The sequence below is a fragment of the Dermatobacter hominis genome (assembly GCF_020715685.1).
Taxonomy (GTDB): Bacteria; Actinomycetota; Acidimicrobiia; order Acidimicrobiales; family Microtrichaceae; genus Dermatobacter; species Dermatobacter hominis.
Map to the genome: position 1 here is coordinate 425,279 of NZ_CP085840.1, position 18,044 is coordinate 443,322.

Annotated in this window: 16 protein-coding genes and 2 riboswitches; of the genes, 10 read left to right on the plus strand and 6 right to left on the minus strand. The window is 72.5% G+C overall.

All coding sequences use genetic code 11. The annotated features are described in order from the left end of the window. The first annotated feature begins 39 nt into the window (after positions 1-39). The gene (locus tag LH044_RS02060) at positions 40-480 is read left to right on the plus strand and encodes a hypothetical protein (RefSeq protein ID WP_227758136.1); all 441 of its coding nucleotides are present in this window, start codon (positions 40-42) and stop codon (positions 478-480) included. A 51-nt stretch (positions 481-531) separates the two neighbouring features. Here the strand turns inward: LH044_RS02060 and LH044_RS02065 are convergent, their stop codons facing one another. Beyond that, positions 532-2,151, minus strand: coding sequence for a S1C family serine protease (locus LH044_RS02065; protein ID WP_227758137.1), 1,620 nt, complete (start codon positions 2,149-2,151; stop codon positions 532-534). Positions 2,152-2,329: 178 nt separating this feature from the next. Then, on the minus strand, positions 2,330-3,502 hold the full coding sequence (locus tag LH044_RS02070; protein WP_227758138.1) for a glycosyltransferase: 1,173 nt from the start codon (positions 3,500-3,502) through the stop codon (positions 2,330-2,332). 53 nt (positions 3,503-3,555) lie between these two features. Between LH044_RS02070 and LH044_RS02075 the strand changes: the two genes are divergently transcribed. Then, the gene (locus tag LH044_RS02075) at positions 3,556-4,281 is read left to right on the plus strand and encodes an SOS response-associated peptidase (RefSeq protein ID WP_227758139.1); all 726 of its coding nucleotides are present in this window, start codon (positions 3,556-3,558) and stop codon (positions 4,279-4,281) included. Between the two features lie 31 nt (positions 4,282-4,312). Here the strand turns inward: LH044_RS02075 and LH044_RS02080 are convergent, their stop codons facing one another. After that, positions 4,313-4,756 carry an HIT family protein gene (locus LH044_RS02080; protein ID WP_227758140.1) on the minus strand — a complete coding sequence of 148 codons (444 nt, stop codon included), beginning with the start codon at positions 4,754-4,756 and terminating at the stop codon, positions 4,313-4,315. Positions 4,757-4,805: 49 nt separating this feature from the next. On the opposite strand from LH044_RS02080, the gene LH044_RS02085 reads away from it, so the two are divergent. The 8 genes from LH044_RS02085 (at position 4,806) to gcvT (ending at position 12,467) form a co-directional block, all read left to right on the plus strand. Continuing rightward, the gene (locus LH044_RS02085) at positions 4,806-5,459 is read left to right on the plus strand and encodes a CDP-alcohol phosphatidyltransferase family protein (RefSeq protein WP_227758141.1); all 654 of its coding nucleotides are present in this window, start codon (positions 4,806-4,808) and stop codon (positions 5,457-5,459) included. 146 nt (positions 5,460-5,605) lie between these two features. Further along, complete coding sequence (locus tag LH044_RS02090; RefSeq protein WP_227760054.1) at positions 5,606-8,077, plus strand: sugar phosphate nucleotidyltransferase; 2,472 nt, start codon at positions 5,606-5,608, stop codon at positions 8,075-8,077. Between the two features lie 109 nt (positions 8,078-8,186). Then, positions 8,187-8,567 carry a glycine cleavage system protein GcvH gene (gcvH, locus tag LH044_RS02095; protein ID WP_227758142.1) on the plus strand — a complete coding sequence of 127 codons (381 nt, stop codon included), beginning with the start codon at positions 8,187-8,189 and terminating at the stop codon, positions 8,565-8,567. Beyond that, complete coding sequence (locus tag LH044_RS21875; protein ID WP_304512034.1) at positions 8,564-9,049, plus strand: FHA domain-containing protein; 486 nt, start codon at positions 8,564-8,566, stop codon at positions 9,047-9,049. The genes gcvH and LH044_RS21875 overlap by 4 nt, the downstream gene beginning before the upstream one ends. Beyond that, positions 9,049-10,254 (plus strand): MerR family transcriptional regulator, encoded by a 1,206-nt coding sequence (locus LH044_RS02105; RefSeq protein WP_227758143.1) that lies wholly within the window; start codon positions 9,049-9,051, stop codon positions 10,252-10,254. Before LH044_RS21875 ends, LH044_RS02105 begins: the two co-directional genes overlap by 1 nt. 69 nt (positions 10,255-10,323) lie before the next feature. Then, complete coding sequence (locus LH044_RS02110; protein ID WP_227758144.1) at positions 10,324-10,812, plus strand: bifunctional nuclease family protein; 489 nt, start codon at positions 10,324-10,326, stop codon at positions 10,810-10,812. A gap of 78 nt (positions 10,813-10,890) precedes the next feature. Further along, entirely contained in the window at positions 10,891-11,382 is a 492-nt protein-coding gene (locus LH044_RS02115) for a MerR family transcriptional regulator (RefSeq protein ID WP_227758145.1), read from the plus strand. Positions 11,383-11,390: 8 nt separating this feature from the next. Continuing rightward, the gene (gene gcvT / locus LH044_RS02120; RefSeq protein ID WP_227758146.1) at positions 11,391-12,467 is read left to right on the plus strand and encodes a glycine cleavage system aminomethyltransferase GcvT; all 1,077 of its coding nucleotides are present in this window, start codon (positions 11,391-11,393) and stop codon (positions 12,465-12,467) included. Positions 12,468-12,552: 85 nt separating this feature from the next. Here the strand turns inward: gcvT and gcvP are convergent, their stop codons facing one another. The 3 genes from gcvP to LH044_RS02135 form a co-directional block, all read right to left on the minus strand. After that, positions 12,553-15,417, minus strand: a complete 2,865-nt coding sequence (gene gcvP / locus LH044_RS02125) for an aminomethyl-transferring glycine dehydrogenase (RefSeq protein WP_374210578.1) — start codon at positions 15,415-15,417, stop codon at positions 12,553-12,555. Positions 15,418-15,514: 97 nt separating this feature from the next. Then, positions 15,515-15,628, minus strand: a riboswitch (glycine riboswitch). Continuing rightward, positions 15,629-15,733: riboswitch (glycine riboswitch) on the minus strand. A gap of 132 nt (positions 15,734-15,865) precedes the next feature. Then, entirely contained in the window at positions 15,866-17,080 is a 1,215-nt protein-coding gene (locus tag LH044_RS02130) for an LLM class flavin-dependent oxidoreductase (protein WP_227758148.1), read from the minus strand. A gap of 132 nt (positions 17,081-17,212) precedes the next feature. Next, entirely contained in the window at positions 17,213-17,989 is a 777-nt protein-coding gene (locus LH044_RS02135; RefSeq protein WP_227758149.1) for a class II aldolase/adducin family protein, read from the minus strand. Between the last annotated feature and the right edge of the window lie 55 nt (positions 17,990-18,044).

Here is an 18,044-nt window from a genome sequence, read left to right on the forward strand (position 1 = left end):
CGCGGCGCCCCGGGTGCCGCGCCCGTAGCATCGGCGCCGGTGAGCGGCTTCCTGCGCGGGTTCGGTGGTCGGGTGGAGCGTGGGCGCGTGCTGGTCGCCGCCCTCGGCGCGCCCGGTCAGGAGGGAGAGGCGCCCGACCGGCCGGGCGCGGTGCCCCGCCACCTGCGCGACGCCGGCTTCGAGGTGATCGTCGCCGGTGCCGTCCCCTCGGTGCTCGCGGTCGCGGCAGTGGCGCGCGACGAGGACGTGGACGCCGTCGTGCTCGCCGTGGGCGCCGGACGGCACGATGCCGTCGGGGAGCTGATGTCCGCCCTCCGCGACGAGGACCTGTCCGTGCCGGTCGTCGTCGCGACGACCGGCGACGGCGCGGCGGCACCGTCCTCGATCACGGCCGAGGTCGCGGTCCTGTCACCGGACGCCGGGCCGGCCGAGGTGGTCGGCGCGCTCGAGCGGGCGATCAGCGGCGCCGGCGACAGGTGAGGCCCTGACCGGGGCTCCGTACCCAGCCCGTGACCCGGCCGGATCGCCGGGTCACCGGTCGTGGCAGGCGTCGTCCTCGTCGCAGTCCGTCACCGTGAACCGCCACGCCACCGGCACGGCGTCGTAGTTGGACAGGGCGAACCGGTAGGTGCCGGTCGCCTCGGCGGTGTAGCGCTCCTGGACGTCGTAGCCGAACAGCCCCACGTCGGAGTCCTCGAACAGCTGCAGGCCGCGCGCCTCGGGTGCGTACAACGACACTGCGTCGACCGTGGCGCCCGGCGGGACGACGGTGACGTTCATGTCGCCCTGCGGCGAGCGGGCCCAGAGCTCGACCTGCTGGCCCTCCTCGAGGTCGACCGTGACGTCGTGGCCGGAGTCGTAGCCGCTGAGGATGCCCTCGACGGTGTCGCCGACGTTCATCGATTCGGTCTCGATCGGCCGCGACAACGGCCACATCGGCTGGTCGGAGCTCCACGCCACCTCGACCGTCGACGTCGAGAGCGGCGCGTAGATGTCGACCTCGGCGCCCTGGTCGGCGTCGAGCTCGATCGTGAACTCGCCGGGCGCGGTCTCGCGCCCGGCGATCGCCGGGTCCAGCCCGCCGTAGGCCGCCTGCACCTCGGCGAGGGCCTGGGCGGGATCGATCTGCATGGCCGCAGCGACCTGGTTGGCGATGTCGGTGGCGAGGCGCCGGCCCGACGCACTGGCGGCGATCGGGTCGCCCGTGAGCTCGTCGAGCACCTCGACGGTGATGTCACCGCTCGCCGTCGGCACCGAGAGCTTCCACGTCCGGCGCTCGTCGGAGGGCGGGAGGTAGAGCGACGCGCCGTCCGCCGCCCCGGCGATCGTGGCGGTGCCGGAGGTCTCGCCGCCGGCGGCCGGCTCGCCGTCCTCGTCGGCCGACGCCGGCACCGTCAGCAGGTCGTCGCCGTCCCCGGCGGCCACACGCTCGGAGGCCTGCTCGACGTCGGCGCCGACGAGCGCGAACCCGAAGTCCTCGTCGGAGAGGCCGGTGATGCCGAGCACACGGCCCCGGTCGTCGAAGAGCGGACCGCCCGACTGCCCCGATGCGATCGTGGCGTCGGTCTGCAGGTAGGTCTGGTCGAAGTCGGCGACCTTCCGGACGCGGCTCACGATGCCGGAGGCCACCGTGAGCTCCCGGTCGTCATCGGGGTTGTCGCCCGGGTAGCCGACGGCGAAGACGTCGTCGCCCTTCTCGATGTCGGTGCCCGACGACAGCGGTAGCGGCTCGGCGTCGCGGTCCTCGACCGGACCGATCAGGGCGATGTCGGCGGCCACGTCGGACCCGACGACGGGCAGCGTGGCCGTGTCGCCCTCGCCGATCGTCACCTCGGCGGTCCGGAAGGGGTCGACGACGTGGGCGTTCGTGAGCACGTACGTGGTCCCGTCGACCTCGGTGACGATGCCGGTGCCGGAGCCCCAGGGGTTCTCGACGAACGCGATCGAGCTGCCGCCGCAGCGGAGGAGCGCCTTCGCCGGCTTCTCCTGGCCCTCGGGGGTACACGCCGTGGTGCCGGCGTCGCCCGTCGCCGGGGCTGCGTCGCCGTCGCCGGAGTCGGAGCACCCGACCGCCAGGAGCGCCAGCGCGACCAGCGCCGCCGCAGCCGAGCCGAACCGGCGCACCGCGCGCCGCTCCACCGTTCCCGCCATGTCCCTCTCCCTGTCCTCGTCGCGCCGGCGGCGGTCCCGCCGGTCGCCCGGCGTCCGCTGCGCCGGGGTGGTCGACCGACCACCCTACGCGGGTCGTGCCGCGGTCCCGACGGACCCGGGAAGGTCGTCCCATGCCGCCGAACGACGTTCAGCTCCACGCATGGCGACCGAACGGCGCTCAACGCTGGCGGCGCCGCCAGAGGTACGTCGAGTTCAGGTACCAGTTCACGACGAGGGCGACCGTGGCGCCGATGAGGTTCTGGGCGACGCGGGACCAGTCGGTGCCGAGGACCGACAGCAGGAGCCCGATGCTCTGGAGGTACTTGAAGACCGCGACGTGCACGAGCGTGCCGACGAGCGACATCAGGAAGAACACGCCGAAGGCCGGGGCGAGCTTCCAGCCGCGGTACCGCTCCTCCCAGAAGGTGAACTCGTTGTTCAGCACGAACAGCACGAAGATCGAGACCATCACGCTGATCACGAACGAGCCCTCGATCGGGTCGACCGCGTCGTTCAGGCCGGTGGTGATGCGGGGCACCCCGAACGCCTCGGCGATCGTGAACACCAGCGAGTTCACGCCCAGGCCGACGATGCCGACCAGCACGTAGAGCAGGAAGACAGGGTCGACCTGCCGGCCGAGGCGCAGCTCCGCCACCCCGAGCAGGTACGAGCGGATGACCGACCCGTTCAGCTTCGTCTCGCCGTGCTCGCGGTTGCGGAACGTGTAGCCGACCTCCGCGACCGTCAGGCCCCGGTTCCGGCCGATGAACTCGAGCAGGATCTTGAAGCCCCGAGGGTTGATGCTGGGCGCGGTGCGGGCGTACGCCTGCTCCGAGATGACGAAGAAGCCGCTCATCGGGTCCGACGCCGGGACCCGGAGCAGCACCCGGGCGATCAGCGTCGCCACCCAGCTGACGAAGCGCCGCGATGCCGACCAGTCGCCGTAGCCGCCGCCCTCGGTCGAGCGCGACCCCACGCACACGTCGGCCCCGGCGCGCACCGCGTCGAGCATCTTCGGCAGCGCGGCGGGATCGTGCTGGAGGTCGGCGTCGATCACCGCGAGGTACTGGCCCCGGGCCACCGACATGCCGTCGAGCACGGCGGCCGACAGGCCCTTGTCGTGGAAGCGGCGCATGACCCGGATCGTCGGGTCGGTGACGGCGAGCTTCTCGGCGACCTCCCACGTCCCGTCGGGGCTGTCGTCGTCGGCCACGACGATCTCGTGCGGGATGCCGTCGAGGGCGGCGTGGATCTCGTCGACCAGGATCGGGATGTTCTCCGACTCGTTGTAGGTCGGCGTGACGACCGACAGCAGCGGCGCCGGGGCCGGGGCGGCGGTCGCGTCGTCCATGACCGAGCGAGGCTACCGGCCGGTGTCAGGGGATCCGCGTACGCTGGCGGGCCATGTGCGGCCGCTTCGTCTCGTCGTCCCCTCCGGACGAGATCGCCCGCTACTTCGACGTGGACGAGACGTCGGAGCAGGCGCTCGAGCACCAACCGAACTTCAACACCGCGCCGACGACCGACGTCTTCGTCGTCTACGAGGACGGCGCCGCCCGTCGGCTCGACGCCTTCCACTGGGGCCTCGTGCCCCGCTGGGCCAAGGACATCTCGGTCGGCAACCGGATGATCAACGCCCGCGCCGAGACCGTCGCCAGCAAGCCGGCGTTCCGCCACGCGTTCGCCAAGAAGCGCTGCATCATCCCGGTCGACGGCTTCTACGAGTGGAAGGCGCCCCCGCCGGGGGAGAAGCGCAAGCAGCCGTACTTCATCCACCGCCCCGACGGCGAGCCCTACGCGTTCGCAGGGCTGTGGGAGCAGTGGAAGGGCCCCGGCCCCGACGGCGAGGAGGTGACCGTCCGCTCGGCGACGATCATCACCGGCGGTGCGAACGAGGCCATGTCGGCCATCCACGACCGCATGCCGGTGATCCTGCCGCCGTCGGAGTGGGGCACGTGGCTGTCGCCGGAGCAGCACGACACCGATCTGCTCGGCAAGCTGCTCGTGCCGGCGCCCGACCGGCTCATCACGATGCACCCGGTCTCGACCGACGTGAACAACGTGCGCAACAAGGGCGAGCACCTGGTCGACGAGGTGGACGCGCTCGCCGACGAGGGCCGCCTGCTCTGACCGTCGGCCGGTCAGTCGGTCGGTCGGCCGGTCAGTCGGGGACGTGGGCGCCGTGGCCGGCGGCCGACAGCGCGGCCCGGATGCGTGCTGCGGCGTCGTCGAGCGACGCCGGGTCGGGGTCGGGGTCGATGTTGGCGAAGCTCAGCTGCGACTCGGAGTCGATCGGGATGAGGTGCACGTGGCAGTGCGGCACCTCGAGCCCGGCGATGATCGAACCGACCCGCACCGGCGAGAAGGCGTCCATCAGCGCCTGCCCGACCGCCTGCTGGACCTCGCCGACCCTGGCCCACAGGTCGGCCGGGACGACGGTCCACTGGTCGATCTGGGCGACCGGCACCACCAGCGTGTGGCCGGGCCGGATCGGGGCGATCGTCAGGAACGCCACGACGTCGTCGTCGCGCCACACGAACCGGCCGGGCAGGTCGCCCCGGATGATCATCGTGAACACCGACGGGTCGGGGGGCGCATCGCTCATGCCCCAACGGTACCCACGCCGTCGCGGCGCCCACTCCTACGATGGCCGCATGGCCGACGCACCGGACGCCCCGCCGGCGGACCTCGACGCAGCGCCCGAGGCCGGGACGGATCGCATCGCCACGCTGCCGAACCTCATCACGCTGATCCGGCTGCTGTGCATCCCGCTGTTCCTGTACCTGCTGTTCGTCCGGGAGGCCCGGCTCGGCGCCGCCGCGCTGCTGGCGGTGCTCGGCGCCACCGACTGGGTCGACGGCTACGTCGCCCGGCACATGCACCAGGTGTCGAACCTGGGCAAGGCGTTCGACCCGACCGTGGACCGCCTGCTGCTCATCACCGGCGTCGTGTCGATCATCGTGGCCGACGGCTGCCCGTTGTGGTTCGGCCTCGTGGTGGTGACCCGCGAGGTGGTCCTGTCGATCTGGGTCGTGTCGATCATGGCGCTCGGCGCCAAGCGGATGGACGTGACGTGGTGGGGCAAGGCCGGCACGTTCGGGATCATGGTGGCGTTCCCCGCCTTCCTGGCCTCGACCGACACCGGGATCTCCGACGGGCTGGCGAACCTCTTCGAGGTCATCGCGTGGTGCGCCGCCGTCCCCGGCCTGGTGTTCGCCATGATCGCCTTCGTGGGCTACTTCCCTGCGGGGTTGCGGGCGCTGCGGGAGGGTCGGGCCGCCCGCGAGCAGGCCGAGGCCGCCGCCTGACGGGCGCTCGGCACGGCGTCGGGGATGTGTTCTGCCGGGCCTCGACGGCGGGCAGGGGGCGATAGGTTCAAGGCGAACCGGCGACACCCGCCCGGGCCGGTCGCCGCACCCGAAGGAGGGTCTGGAGTCCCGTGAAGGCCGTGATCATGGCAGGCGGCGAGGGCACCCGGCTGCGGCCCCTGACGTCCAACGCGCCCAAGCCGATGCTGCCGCTCGTGAACCGGCCGATGATGGAGCACATCATCGACCTGCTGAAGCGGCACGGGATCGAGGACATCGTCGTCACCGTGGCCTTCATGGCCAACAACATCCGGAACTACTTCGGTGACGGCTCGGAGTTCGGCGTCAGGATGACCTACGCCGCCGAGGAGACCCCGCTTGGCACCGCCGGCTCGGTCCGCAACGCGATGGACGAGCTCGACGACACGTTCCTCGTGATCTCGGGCGACGTGCTGACCGACGTCGACCTCGGCGCCGTCATCCAGGCCCACCAGGAGCAGGGCGCGCTCGCCACGATCGGGCTCGTGCGGGTCGAGAACCCGCTCGAGTACGGCATCGTGATCACCCGGGACGACGGCACGATCGAGCGGTTCCTCGAGAAGCCGACCTGGGGCCAGGTCTTCTCCGACACCATCAACTCCGGCATCTACGTGCTCGACCCGAAGGTGTTCGACTACATCGCCGCCGACACGCCGGTCGACTTCTCGAGCGACGTGTTCCCGGCCCTGCTCGACGACGGCGAGAAGCTGATCGGCGCCGTGTGCGAGGGCTACTGGGAGGACGTCGGCACGCTTCCCGCGTACGTCCGGGCCCACAAGGACATCCTCGACGGCCGCGTCGAGGTCGGCATCCCGGGCTTCGAGATGGCCGACGGCGTGTTCGTGGCCGAGGGCGCCGAGGTCCACCCGGAGGCCGTGATCACCGGGCCGGCCGTCGTCGGCGACAACTGCTTCGTCGACGCCGGTGCGCGCCTGGGGGAGTACACGGTGCTGGGCATGGGCGTGCGTCTGCGGTCCAACGCCGAGCTGGAGCGCACGGTCGTCCACGAGAACGCCTACCTCGGCGAGAGCGTGAAGCTCCGCGGCACGGTCGTCGGTCGGGCCGCCGACCTGCGGCGCAACGTCCGCTGCGAGGAGGGCGTCGTCCTGGGCGACGAGGTGTTCATCGGCGAGGACGCCGTCATCTCGACCGACGTGAAGGTGTACCCGTTCAAGACCGTCGAGGGCGGCGCGGTCGTCAACACCTCCCTCATCTGGGAGTCGCGCGGCGCCCGCAGCCTGTTCGGCCGCGGCGGCGTCTCCGGGCTCGCCAACGTGGACATCACCTCCGAGCTGGCCGCCAAGCTCGCGCTGGCCTACGCCACGTCGCTCAAGCGGAACACGACCGTCGTCGTGTCCCGTGACTCCAGCCGGTCCGCCCGCATGCTCAAGCGGGCGATGATGTCGGGCCTCAACGCCGGCGGCGTGAACGTCATGGACCTCGAGGTCGCGAGCGTGCCGCTCACCCGGTTCCACTGCCGCAACGTGGCGGTGGGCGGTGCGGTGTCGCTGCGGATCAGCCCCGACGACCCCGACGCCGTCATCATCCGCTTCTTCGACACCGACGGCGCCGACATCACCGAGGAGCAGCAGCGCAAGATCGAGCGGCTGTTCGGCCGTGAGGACTTCCGCCGGGTGCGCCCCGCCGACATCGGCGACATCGACCTGGTGCCCAGGGCGCTCGAGCAGTACGCCGTGGCGCTGGAGCAGACGATCGACGTCAAGGCGGTCGCCGAGCGCCACTTCAAGGTGGTCGTCGACTACTCGTACGGCTCGACCAGCTTCGCCATGCCGAACGTCCTGTCGAAGCTGCGGGCCGAGGTGCTGGCGGTGAACCCGTTCGCCTCGACGAGCGGGGTGCTGTCCTACGACCGCGACACCCACACCAGCGGTGTCGCCGAGCTGGTCAAGGCCTCCGGCGCTGACCTCGGTGCCGTGCTCGACCCCTCCGGCGAGCAGCTGACGCTGGTCGACGACACCGGCCGGGTGCTGACCGACGACGAGCTGCTGTTCTGCTTCCTCGACCTGGTCTGCGACCGCCTCCTCGGCGACTCGGTCGCCCTTCCCGTCACGGCGCCCCGGGCCGCCGCCGAGATCGTGCGGTCCCGCGGCTACCACGTGCGCTGGACCAAGACGTCGGTCGCCGCGCTGATGGAGGCGGCGTCCGAGCCCGGCGTCGGCTTCGGCGCCAACCGGGAGGGCGGCGTCATCCTGCCCGGCTTCCTGCCGGCGTTCGACGCCGCCGGCGGCCTGCTCAAGATGCTCGACCTGCTCGCCACCCGGGGGGCCCAGCTGTCCGAGATCCGGGCCGCTGCGCCCACCGCCCACCTGCTCCACGAGGCCGTCGTGACGCCGTGGGAGCAGAAGGGCACGGTCATGCGGAGCCTGGTCGAGCAGACCCACGGCCGCGACGTCGACCTCATCGACGGGGTGAAGGTCCACCACGCCTCCGGCTGGGTGCTCGTCCTGCCCGACCCCGAGGAGCCGGTGACCCACCTGTGGGTCGAGGGCGACACCATGGCGGAGGCCAAGACGCTGGTGCAGGAGTACGCCCGGCGCATCCGCCAGATGCTCCGCTGAGCGACCTTCACTCGGGCCGCTGCGGCACGGCGCCGGCCGGCTCGCGTCGCGCCCCGTGGGGCGCCGACATCAGAACGAGGGAGGCCGGCGGTCGGGTAGCGTCAGCAGGATGAACGTGCCCGACGACCTGCACTACTCGAACGACCACGAATGGATCCGTGACGAGGACGGCAGGTTCCGGATCGGGATCACGGACTACGCCCAGGACGCACTGGGCGACGTCGTGTTCGTCCAGCTGCCCGAGGTGGGCGCCGAGCTGAGCGCCGGCGACACCTTCGGCGAGGTCGAGTCCACCAAGTCGGTGTCCGAGCTGTACGCCCCGGTCCAGGGGGTCGTGCTGGAGGTCAACGGCGATCTCGAGGTGTCCCCCGAGCTGGTCAACAGCGAGCCCTACGGGTCGGGGTGGATGATCGTGATCCAGCCGGTCGACCTCCGATCGGTCGAGGACCTGCTCGACGCCGACGCGTACAGGAAGCTCACCGACGCGTGAGCGATGGCCGCTCGGACGCGGGCGCGGACGGCGTCGTCTGCCCGGTGTGCAGCATCGTCAACGCGGTCGGGGCGAACTTCTGCACCGCGTGCGGGGCCGAGCTCCCCGAGGTGGATGACAGCGCCACGGGCAGCTACCCGCTGCTCGGCGTCGACGTCCCCGACGTGGGGGAGGTGGGCCAGCTCGTGGTCACCCGCGGGCCGACCGCCGGCGCCCGCTACGCGCTGGCCGACGCCGTGACATCGATCGGCCGCCACCCCGACAGCGGCATCTTCCTCGACGACGTCACCGTGTCGCGCCGCCACGCCGAGGTGCGGCGCGGCGCCGACGGCAAGTACCTGCTCGCCGACGTGGGTTCGCTCAACGGCACCTACCTCGACGGCGAGCGGATCGAGGAGGCGGCGCTCAGGGAGGGAGCACAGGTCCAGGTCGGCAAGTACCGTCTCGTTTTCGTGATCGGGACCCTGGGTGGGGGAGCGTGATGGGAGAGGACCCCTTGCTGCAGACCACGAGCGGAGCCACCGCTGCGACCGGCGTGTCGGTCGCAGCCGAACACCTGCCGATCGGTGAGGTCCTGGCGCTCCTCCAGGAGGAGTTCCCCGACGTCACGATCTCCAAGATCCGGTTCCTCGAGAGCCAGGGGCTGATCCAGCCGGAGCGGACCGCGTCCGGCTACCGGCGCTTCTCCGCGTCCGACATCGAGCGGCTGCAGTGGATCCTGCGCCAGCAGCGGGACCACTTCCTGCCGCTGAAGGTCATCCGCAAGATGCTCGACGAGGGCGTCGACCGCTACGACCCGGGCGGCGGGGCCCAGCCCACGCTGTTCTCCGCCTCGGTCGAGGCGCAGGCCGACGCCGAGGAGGGCCCCGACGACGACGCCGAGGACGCAGCGGACGCCGACGCGCCGGCCCCGGATCCGGCTGCCCGCCGCCGTTCGCCCGCCCACCCGGCCGTGGCCTCCGCGCCCCCGCGCCGCGAGGCGCCCCGCCCGGCCGAGCGGACGCCGGTCCGGAGCGGCGGAACCGCGCCGCCGCCCGCCGCCGCCCGCCCGCAGCCGTCGCCCCCGCCCTCGCCGTCGCGGCGCCCGGTCGAGACCGAGCCGCCTGCGGCGACCCAGGAGACCCCGCCCGCCGACGCCCCGCCCGCCGAGGAGCCGGCGGCCGCACGGCCACCGCTCGAGACCCCGGCCGACGTCGTGGCCGCCCTGCAGGAGGACCCGCGCCCGCAGCGCCGGCCCGATCCTCGCCCGTCCCGCGCCGCCGACCGGCCCGTCCGCCGGCGGGAGCCCGCCGAGTCGGTCTCCGCCGAGACCCAGCTCACCGGCGAGGAGCTCTGCACCACCGCGGGCATCGAACCGGCGCTCCTCGTCGAGCTCGAGCGCTTCGGGCTCGTGCAGGCGGTCGCCCGGGTGGGGGAGCGGGTGTACGGCCCGTCGGCGCTCGAGGTCGCCCGACTCGCCGCCCGCTACGCCGAGCACGGCGTCGAGCCGCGGCACCTGCGCATGTACCTGGTCGCCGCCGAGCGCGAGGCCGGGATGGTCGAGCAGCTGGCGGTCCCGCTGCTGAAGCAGCGCAACCCGAAGGCCCGCGAGCACGCCTCCGAGCTGGCCTCCGAGCTCGCCGAGCTGGGCGCGGACCTCCACCGCTCGCTGCTGCGCCGCGAGCTCGGACACGACCTCCTCGGGTAGCCGAGCGGGGGTCCCGACGCTCACCGAGGGCCACCGGTCGGTCCGAATGCGCTGGCGTAAGCTGCCGCCGTGATCGAACTCGAGCTGGTCGCGGTCCGGGTGGAGCTGCCGAGCAACACACCGGTGGTGGTGCTCAAGGAGCTCGCCGGTCGGCAGCGCCAGCTGTCGATCTTCATCGGCAACCCCGAGGCCACCGCGATCGCGTTCGCGCTCGAGGGGGTCGACACGCCCCGGCCGCTCACCCACGACCTGTTCTGCGACGTCCTCGACGAGCTGAGCGTCACGCTCGAGCGCGTGGTGATCACCGAGCTGCGCGACACGACGTACTTCGCGGACCTGCACCTCAAGGCGTCCGCCGGCGTCGTGCACGTGTCGAGCCGCCCGTCCGACGCCATCGCGCTGGCGGTGCGGACGGGGTGCCCGATCTTCGCCGAGGAGGACGTCCTCGACGAGGCGGGCTTCGTCGAGGAGGTCGACGAGGACGTCGACGCCGAAGAGGTGGTGGAGGAGTTCCGCCAGTTCATCGACAACGTCTCGCCCGACGACTTCGCCTCCTGAGGGGCCTCCGGCCGCCCTCGGTGGAGGTGGGAGTGCGGTCCACCCACGCCGCGCCTCGGGGGCGGTATGGTGAACTACATGACTGTCATGCCCGGCGAGCCGTCCGATGAGGCCTCCTACAGCGGTCGCAGCGCCGCCGAGATCGTCGGGATCAGCTACCGCCAGCTCGACTACTGGGCGCGCACGGACCTCGTCCGCCCGTCGGTCACCGACGCCGCCGGGAGCGGGAGCCGCCGGCGCTACTCGTACGCCGACCTCCTGGAGCTGAAGGTCATCAAGTCGCTCCTCGACGCGGGCATCAAGCTCGAGTCGGTCCGCCGGGTCTTCGCCTACGTGCGCGAGCACCTCGGCGAGGACGTGAGCTCCGCCAACATCGTCATCAGCGGCGACCGCACGGTGCTCGTGAAGACCGGCGAGGAGCTCATCGACGTGCTCCGCCAGGGGCAGGGCGTGCTCAACGTGCTGGCCCTGTCCGGCGTGAAGGACGAGGTCGACGCCCGCATCGTCGAGCTCTTCCCGACGGCGACCCCGGCCGACCGGGCGCACCACCCCAGCGCCGGCGCCGTCTGAGCCCAGCCGTGCGCCACTCGCCGCTCGACGGCGTCCACCGCGCGCTCGGCGCCAAGATGGTGCCGTTCGGCGGGTGGGAGATGCCGATCGCGTACCCGCTCGGGACCCTCGAGGAGCACCGCGCCTGCCGGCAGGACGCGGTCGTGTTCGACGTCAGCCACCTCGGGACCGTGCGGGTCGAGGGCCCGTCGGCCTTCGACGCGCTGCAGCGCGAGCTGACGAACGACCTGGGCAAGGTCGCGCCCGGCCGCGCGCAGTACACGCACCTGCTCGACCCCGACGACGCGTCGGTCCTCGACGACATCATCGTGTGGTGGCTGCCCGACGCCGCCGACGGCACCGCCCGCTTCGACGTCATGCCGAACGCCTCGAACACCGACGGCGTGGTCGGCGCCTTCACCGCCGACGGCGTCGAGGTCCGCGACACGACCGCCGAGCGGGCCGTCCTCGCCGTCCAGGGCCCGCAGGCCCGGGAGCGCGTCGCGACGTTCGCGCCCGAGGCTGCGGCCGTGGGCCGGTTCCGGGTGATCGAGGTGGACGTCCTCGGGCACCCGTGCCGCGTCGCGGGCACCGGCTACACCGGTGAGGACGGGCTCGAGCTCGCCGTGCCGGTCGAGGCCGCCGAGCCGATCTGGCAGGAGCTCACCGACGCCGGCGTGGTGCCGGCCGGACTCGGGGCCCGCGACACGCTCCGCCTCGAAGCGGCGCTGCCGTTGCACGGCCACGAGCTGGGCCCGGGGATCACCCCGCTCAACGCCGGGCTCGGGTGGGTGGTCTCGTGGGACAAGGGCGACTTCCGCGGCCGTGCTGCGCTCGAGGCGCAGCGTGAGGCCGGCGTGACGCCGGTCCTCCGGGGGCTGCGCACCGAGGGGCGCCGTCCGCCACGCGCCGAGCAGGACGTGCGGCGCGACGGGGCGGTCGTCGGACGCATCAGCTCGGGCAACTTCTCGCCGACGCTCGGCTGCGGCATCGCGCTCGCCTTCGTCGACCCGTCGGTCGCCGTCGGCGACGAGCTGGCGATCGACGTGCGGGGCCAGGACCTGCCGGCCACCTGCGTCGACACGCCCTTCGTCCCCAAGCACTGAGGACCCCCGGTCGCGCCCCGGCGTTCTGTTCCCAGATCCTGGGGTGTTCGCCCCGGTCTCCGGGAACAGAACGGGCCGAGGGGCGCTACTCGGCGAGGTCCTCGACGGGCGGGCAGCTGCAGACCAGGTTGCGGTCGCCGTAGCCGCCGTCGATGCGCCCGACGGGCGGCCAGTACTTCCACTCGACGCCGTCGTGGCCCGGGCGGCCGCCGGGCCAGCCGGCGAGCGACCGCGGGTACGGGTGGTCCCAGTCGTCGCCGCCGACGACCGGCGCCGTGTGCGGGGCGTTGACGAGCGGGTTGTCGTCGGCCGGCCACTCGCCGGCGCCGACGCGGTCGATCTCGCCCTTGATCTCGATCATGGCGTCGCAGAAGCGGTCGAGCTCGGCCAGGCTCTCTGACTCGGTGGGCTCGACCATCAGCGTGCCGGGCACCGGGAACGACATCGTGGGGGCGTGGAAGCCGTGGTCGATGAGCCGCTTGGCCACGTCCTCGTTGGTGATGCCCGTCGCCTTCTCGATGGGGCGCAGGTCGAGGATGCACTCGTGGGCGACGAGCCCGTGGGACCCCGTGTAGAGCACCGGGTAGTGCGGCGAGAGGCGGGCGGCCACGTAGTTGGCCGACAGGATCGCCAGCTCGGTCGCCCGCTGGAGGCGGTCGCCCATCATCGTCACGTACATCCACGGGATCGGCAGGATGACCGCCGAGCCGAACGGCGCCGCCGACACCGCGCCCACGCCGCCGTTCGGCCCCGGCGCGCCGCTGTCGGGGTGCGTCGGGAACAGCCGGTGGCCCGGCAGGTACGGCGCCAGGTGCGAGCGCACGGCGACCGGTCCGACACCGGGACCGCCGCCGCCGTGCGGGATGCAGAACGTCTTGTGGAGGTTGAGGTGGCTGACGTCGGCGCCGAAGTCGCCCGGTCGGGCCAGGCCGACCAGGGCGTTCAGGTTGGCGCCGTCGACGTACACCTGGCCGCCGGCGTCGTGGACGATCCGGCACAGCTCGACGATGCCCTCCTCGAACACGCCGTGCGTCGACGGGTACGTCACCATGACGGCGGCCACGCGGTCGCCGTGCTCGTCGACCTTGGCCCGCAGATCGTCCATGTCGACGTTGCCGTGGTCGTCGGTGCCGACCACGACGACGCGCATGCCGGCCATGACGGCCGACGCCGCGTTCGTGCCGTGCGCGGAGTCGGGGATGAGGCAGACCTCGCGGGACGTGTCGCCCCGGTCGCGGTGGTAGGCGCGGATGGCGAGCAGCCCGGCGAGCTCGCCCTGGCTGCCCGCGTTGGGCTGGAAGCTGACCGCGTCGTACCCGGTGATCTCGACGAGCGCCGCCTCGAGCTCGTCGACGAGCTGGCGGTACCCGGCCGCCTGGTCGGCCGGCGCGAACGGGTGCAGGTGGGCGAACTCGGGCCACGTGATCGGGATCATCTCCGCGGCGGCGTTGAGCTTCATCGTGCACGACCCGAGCGGGATCATCGTGCGGTCGAGCGCCAGGTCCATGTCGGCGAGGCGGCGCAGGTACCGCATCATCTCGGTCTCGGAGTGGTACCGGTGGAACGTCGGGTGCGTGAGGACGTCGCCGGTCCGGCGCAGGGCGGCCGGGAGCCCCGACGGCGCACCGAGGTCGAGCTCGTCGACGGTCGCGGCGATGCCGAACGCGGCCAGCAGCCGCACGACGACCTCGGGGGTGGTGGTCTCGTCGAGCGAGAAGCCGACCTCGTCGGCCGACACACGTCGCAGGTTCAGGCCCTCGGCGAGCGCGGCGGCAACGATGCGGTCGGCGTCGCCCGGCACCCGCAGCGTGACCGTGTCGAAGAAGGTGTCGGCCGTCGTCCGGAAGCCGTTGGCGACGAGGGCGCCCCGGGCCGCAGCGGTCAGGCGCTGCACCCGATCGGCGATCGCCCGCAGGCCGTCGGGGCCGTGGTACGTGGCGTACATGGCAGCCATCACCGCCAGCAGCACCTGGGCGGTGCAGATGTTCGACGTCGCCTTCTCGCGCCGGATGTGCTGCTCGCGGGTCTGCAGCGCGAGTCGCAGCGCCCGGTCGCCCTGCGCGTCGACCGAGACGCCGACGAGGCGGCCGGGCAGCGACCGCTTGAGGTCATCGCTGACGGCCATGAACCCGGCGTGGGGGCCGCCGTAGCCCATCGGCACCCCGAAGCGCTGGGCCGAGCCGACGACGACGTCGGCGCCCCACTCGCCGGGCGGGGTCAGCAGGGTCAGGGCGAGCAGGTCGGCGGTGGCGCACACGACGGCACCGGCCTCCTTCGCCGCCGCAGCCGTGGCTCGGTGGTCGGCGACGCCGCCGTGGGTCCCCGGGTAGGCGAGCAGCACGCCGAAGACCTCGTGCGCCCCCAGGTCGGTGTGCGGGTCGCCGGCGACGACCTTGATGCCGAGCGGCTCGGCCCGGGTCTCGACGACCTCGATCACCTGCGGGTGGCACTCGGCGTCGACGAAGAACGTCGCCCCGGCGACCTTCGACCTCCGGCGGGCGAGCGTCATAGCCTCGGCCGCAGCGGTCGCCTCGTCGAGGAGCGAGGCGTTGGCGAGGTCGAGCCCGGTCAGCTCGGCGACCATCGTCTGGAAGTTGAGCAGGGCCTCGAGCCGGCCCTGGGAGATCTCGGGCTGGTAGGGCGTGTAGGCCGTGTACCAGGCGGGGTTCTCGAGCACGTTGCGGAGGATCACGTTGGGCGTGACGGTGCCGTAGTACCCGCCGCCGATCAGGCTCGTCACCACCGTGTTGCGGTCGGCCAGCGCACGGACGCGCGCCAGCGCGGCCGACTCGTCGGGCACGGGCGTGAGGGCGAGCGGCTCGCGCCGCCGGATCGACTCGGGGACCACGGCGTCGACCATGGCGTCGAGCGACGGGTAGCCGACGACCTCGAGCATTCGCGCGACGGCGTCGTCGTCGGGTCCGAGGTGGCGGGGCGCGAAGTCGGTCACCGGGAGGTCGGCGACGAGCTGGTCGTCGGGGGAGGCGGGCGTGGGAGCCGGCTCGGTGGTCACGGGTTCCTCCGGGGTCGCGGACGGTGGGAGCGGTGTGCCCCCCGCTGTCGCGTGACCTGAGAGCTTCGCCCGGCGATCGCGGGTGGCGATCGTGAGCTTTCCCCGTCGGTGAGCCCGTCAACGTCGACGGGCTGCTTTCCAGCGGTGCCTGCACCACCCGGTACGTGGGCCTGAGAGATTCCGGGGGCGGTTGCTCCTTCGGCGCCCGCCGTCGGGCCTGGACCTGGCGGCGGAGCTCTCCCGGGTGGGGTGCGGCGTCGGTTGTCCGACCGAGGCTAGCCGCGACCTGGGGCCCGGCCCCGCTCGGCCGGCACGGTGCGCCGGGCTGCGGTTCCCGCCCCGCTCGGTGGGTGGATGTGCCGGCTCGGTCGGTGGAGGTGCGGGCTCAGTCGGTGGAGGCGCCGGCCGGCTCGGGCTCGGCGTCGCCGGGGCCGGCGGTGGCCTCGGCCTTCTCGTCGGCGTGCTGCTGGATGGCGGCACCGATGGCCTTCATCGCCGCGCCCAGCTGCTCCGGGCGGTTCGACATGACCCACTCCATCGAGGCGGTCGTCGAGCCGGCGTGGGCGTCGAAGTGCGGCAGCACGTGCTGTGCGAACAGCTCGTAGCTCCGCTTGGTCGCCTCGGGGTTGGCCCACTCGTGCGCCTGCAGGAGCAGGGTGCCGAAGCCGCCGTTCGACTCGTCGACGAGGTGCTGGACCAGCTCGATCGCGTCGTCGGGCGTGCCGATGACCGCCGCGCCCGAGTTCATGAGGGTGTCGACGATCGTCTCGATCGGGGCGTCGGGGAAGATCGGCAGCGCCGCCACCTCGCGGAAGTAGCGGGCGTACTCCGACAGGCCGTACTGGACGTCGGCCACCGCCTGCTCGCGCGTCTCGGCGAGGTGCATCATCGTCACCAGCCGCCACTGGCGCCGGTCCGCCACGTGGCCGAACTGCTCGCTGCGCTCCTCCATGACGCTCCACGCCGCCCCGAGCATGTCGATGCCGGCGCGCTGCGTCGCGCCGATCGACAGCAGCGAGCAGCCGAAGCGTCCGGCGGCGCGGGGGCCCGACGGCGAGATCATGGCCGCCACCGCGACCTCGGGGTGCGGGTGCGTGTAGGGGCGGAGGTGGAGCCGGGCGTCGCGCAGCGTGAACCACTCCGACTCGTAGGTGACCGGCTCGTCGGAGCGGAGCAGCCGCAGGATGATCTCGAGGGCCTCCTCCATCCGGGCGCGCTGGTCGGCCGGGTCGATCCCGAGCATGAAGGCGTCCGACGGGAGGGCCCCGGGTCCGACGCCGAGCTTCACGCGGCCCCTCGTCATGTGGTCGAGCTGCACGATGCGCTGCGCCGTCATCAGCGGGTTGTGGTACGGCAGCGACACGACGCCGGTGCCGAGGTCGATGTGCTTGGTGCGCTCGGCCGCGGCGGCGATGAACACCTCGGGCGAGGCGATGATCTCGAAGCCGCCGGAGTGGTGCTCGCCGATCCACGCCTCGTGGAACCCGATCCGGTCGAGGTGCTCGATCAGTTCGAGGTCGCGCTCGAGGGCGAGCGTCGGATTCTGCCCGTTCGGGTGGAACGGGGCCATGAAGATGCCGCAGCGCAGGGGCCAGTCCATGGCGCACGACCATACTTGACCGCTCGGTCAAGTGCGACCACCGTCACATCGGCCCGGAGCTGCAGGCGGGGTCCGGATTTCTCCGGTCGGGATCGCGACAAGGGATGTCGTTGTGCACCCCTATATCTCGGCTCAGTCGAGGAGGTCGGGTTCCTCGGCGACGATCCACGTGTACAGCGGGTGGAAGCTGAACGCGCCGGCCACCTCGGTGCCGACCTGCGAGCGGGTCAACGCCGCGGTCTCGGGATCGATCTCGATGGGCTTGCCGGCCGACATCGCCATCAGCTGGGCCTGGCAGCTGCGGTCCGCCGTGATGAACCACCACGCCGCCGAGTCGACCGACGTGCCGACGGTCAGCAGGCCGTGGTTGCGGAGGATGGCCAGCTTGCGGTCGCCGAGCGCCTCGGCGATCCGCCGCCCCTCCGACGTCGCCTCGACGACGCCCGTGTAGTCGTCGAACACGGCCTGGTCGTCGAAGAAGGCGCACGCGTCCTGCGTGATCGGCGCCAGGGTCTGGCCCAGCGTCGAGAAGCTGCGTCCGTAGACGGCGTGCGAGTGAGCGGCGGCCACGATGTCGGGCCGGGCCCGGTGCACCTGCGAGTGGATCGCGAACGCCGCCACGTTCACCGGCCAGTCGCCCTCGACGACGTTGCCGTCGTGGTCGACGCAGATCAGGTCCGAGGCCCGGATCTGGCGGAAGCTCATGCCGAACGGGTTCACCCAGAACCGGTCGGGGTGCTCGGGGTCCCGGGCGGTGATGTGGCCGGCCACGCCCTCACCGAAGCCGAACCGGCCGAAGAGCCGGAACGCGGCGGCGAGCCGCTCCTTCAGGTGGCGGCGCTCGTCCTCCTTCGAGGCGTGCTCGGGGAACGTGAAGCGCTCGGGGCGGGACGTGTCGCGGGTGGCCATGTCGTGAAGGGTAGGGCGCGGTGCGGGGCTCGGGCCCGCGCAGGTCGGTCCCCGC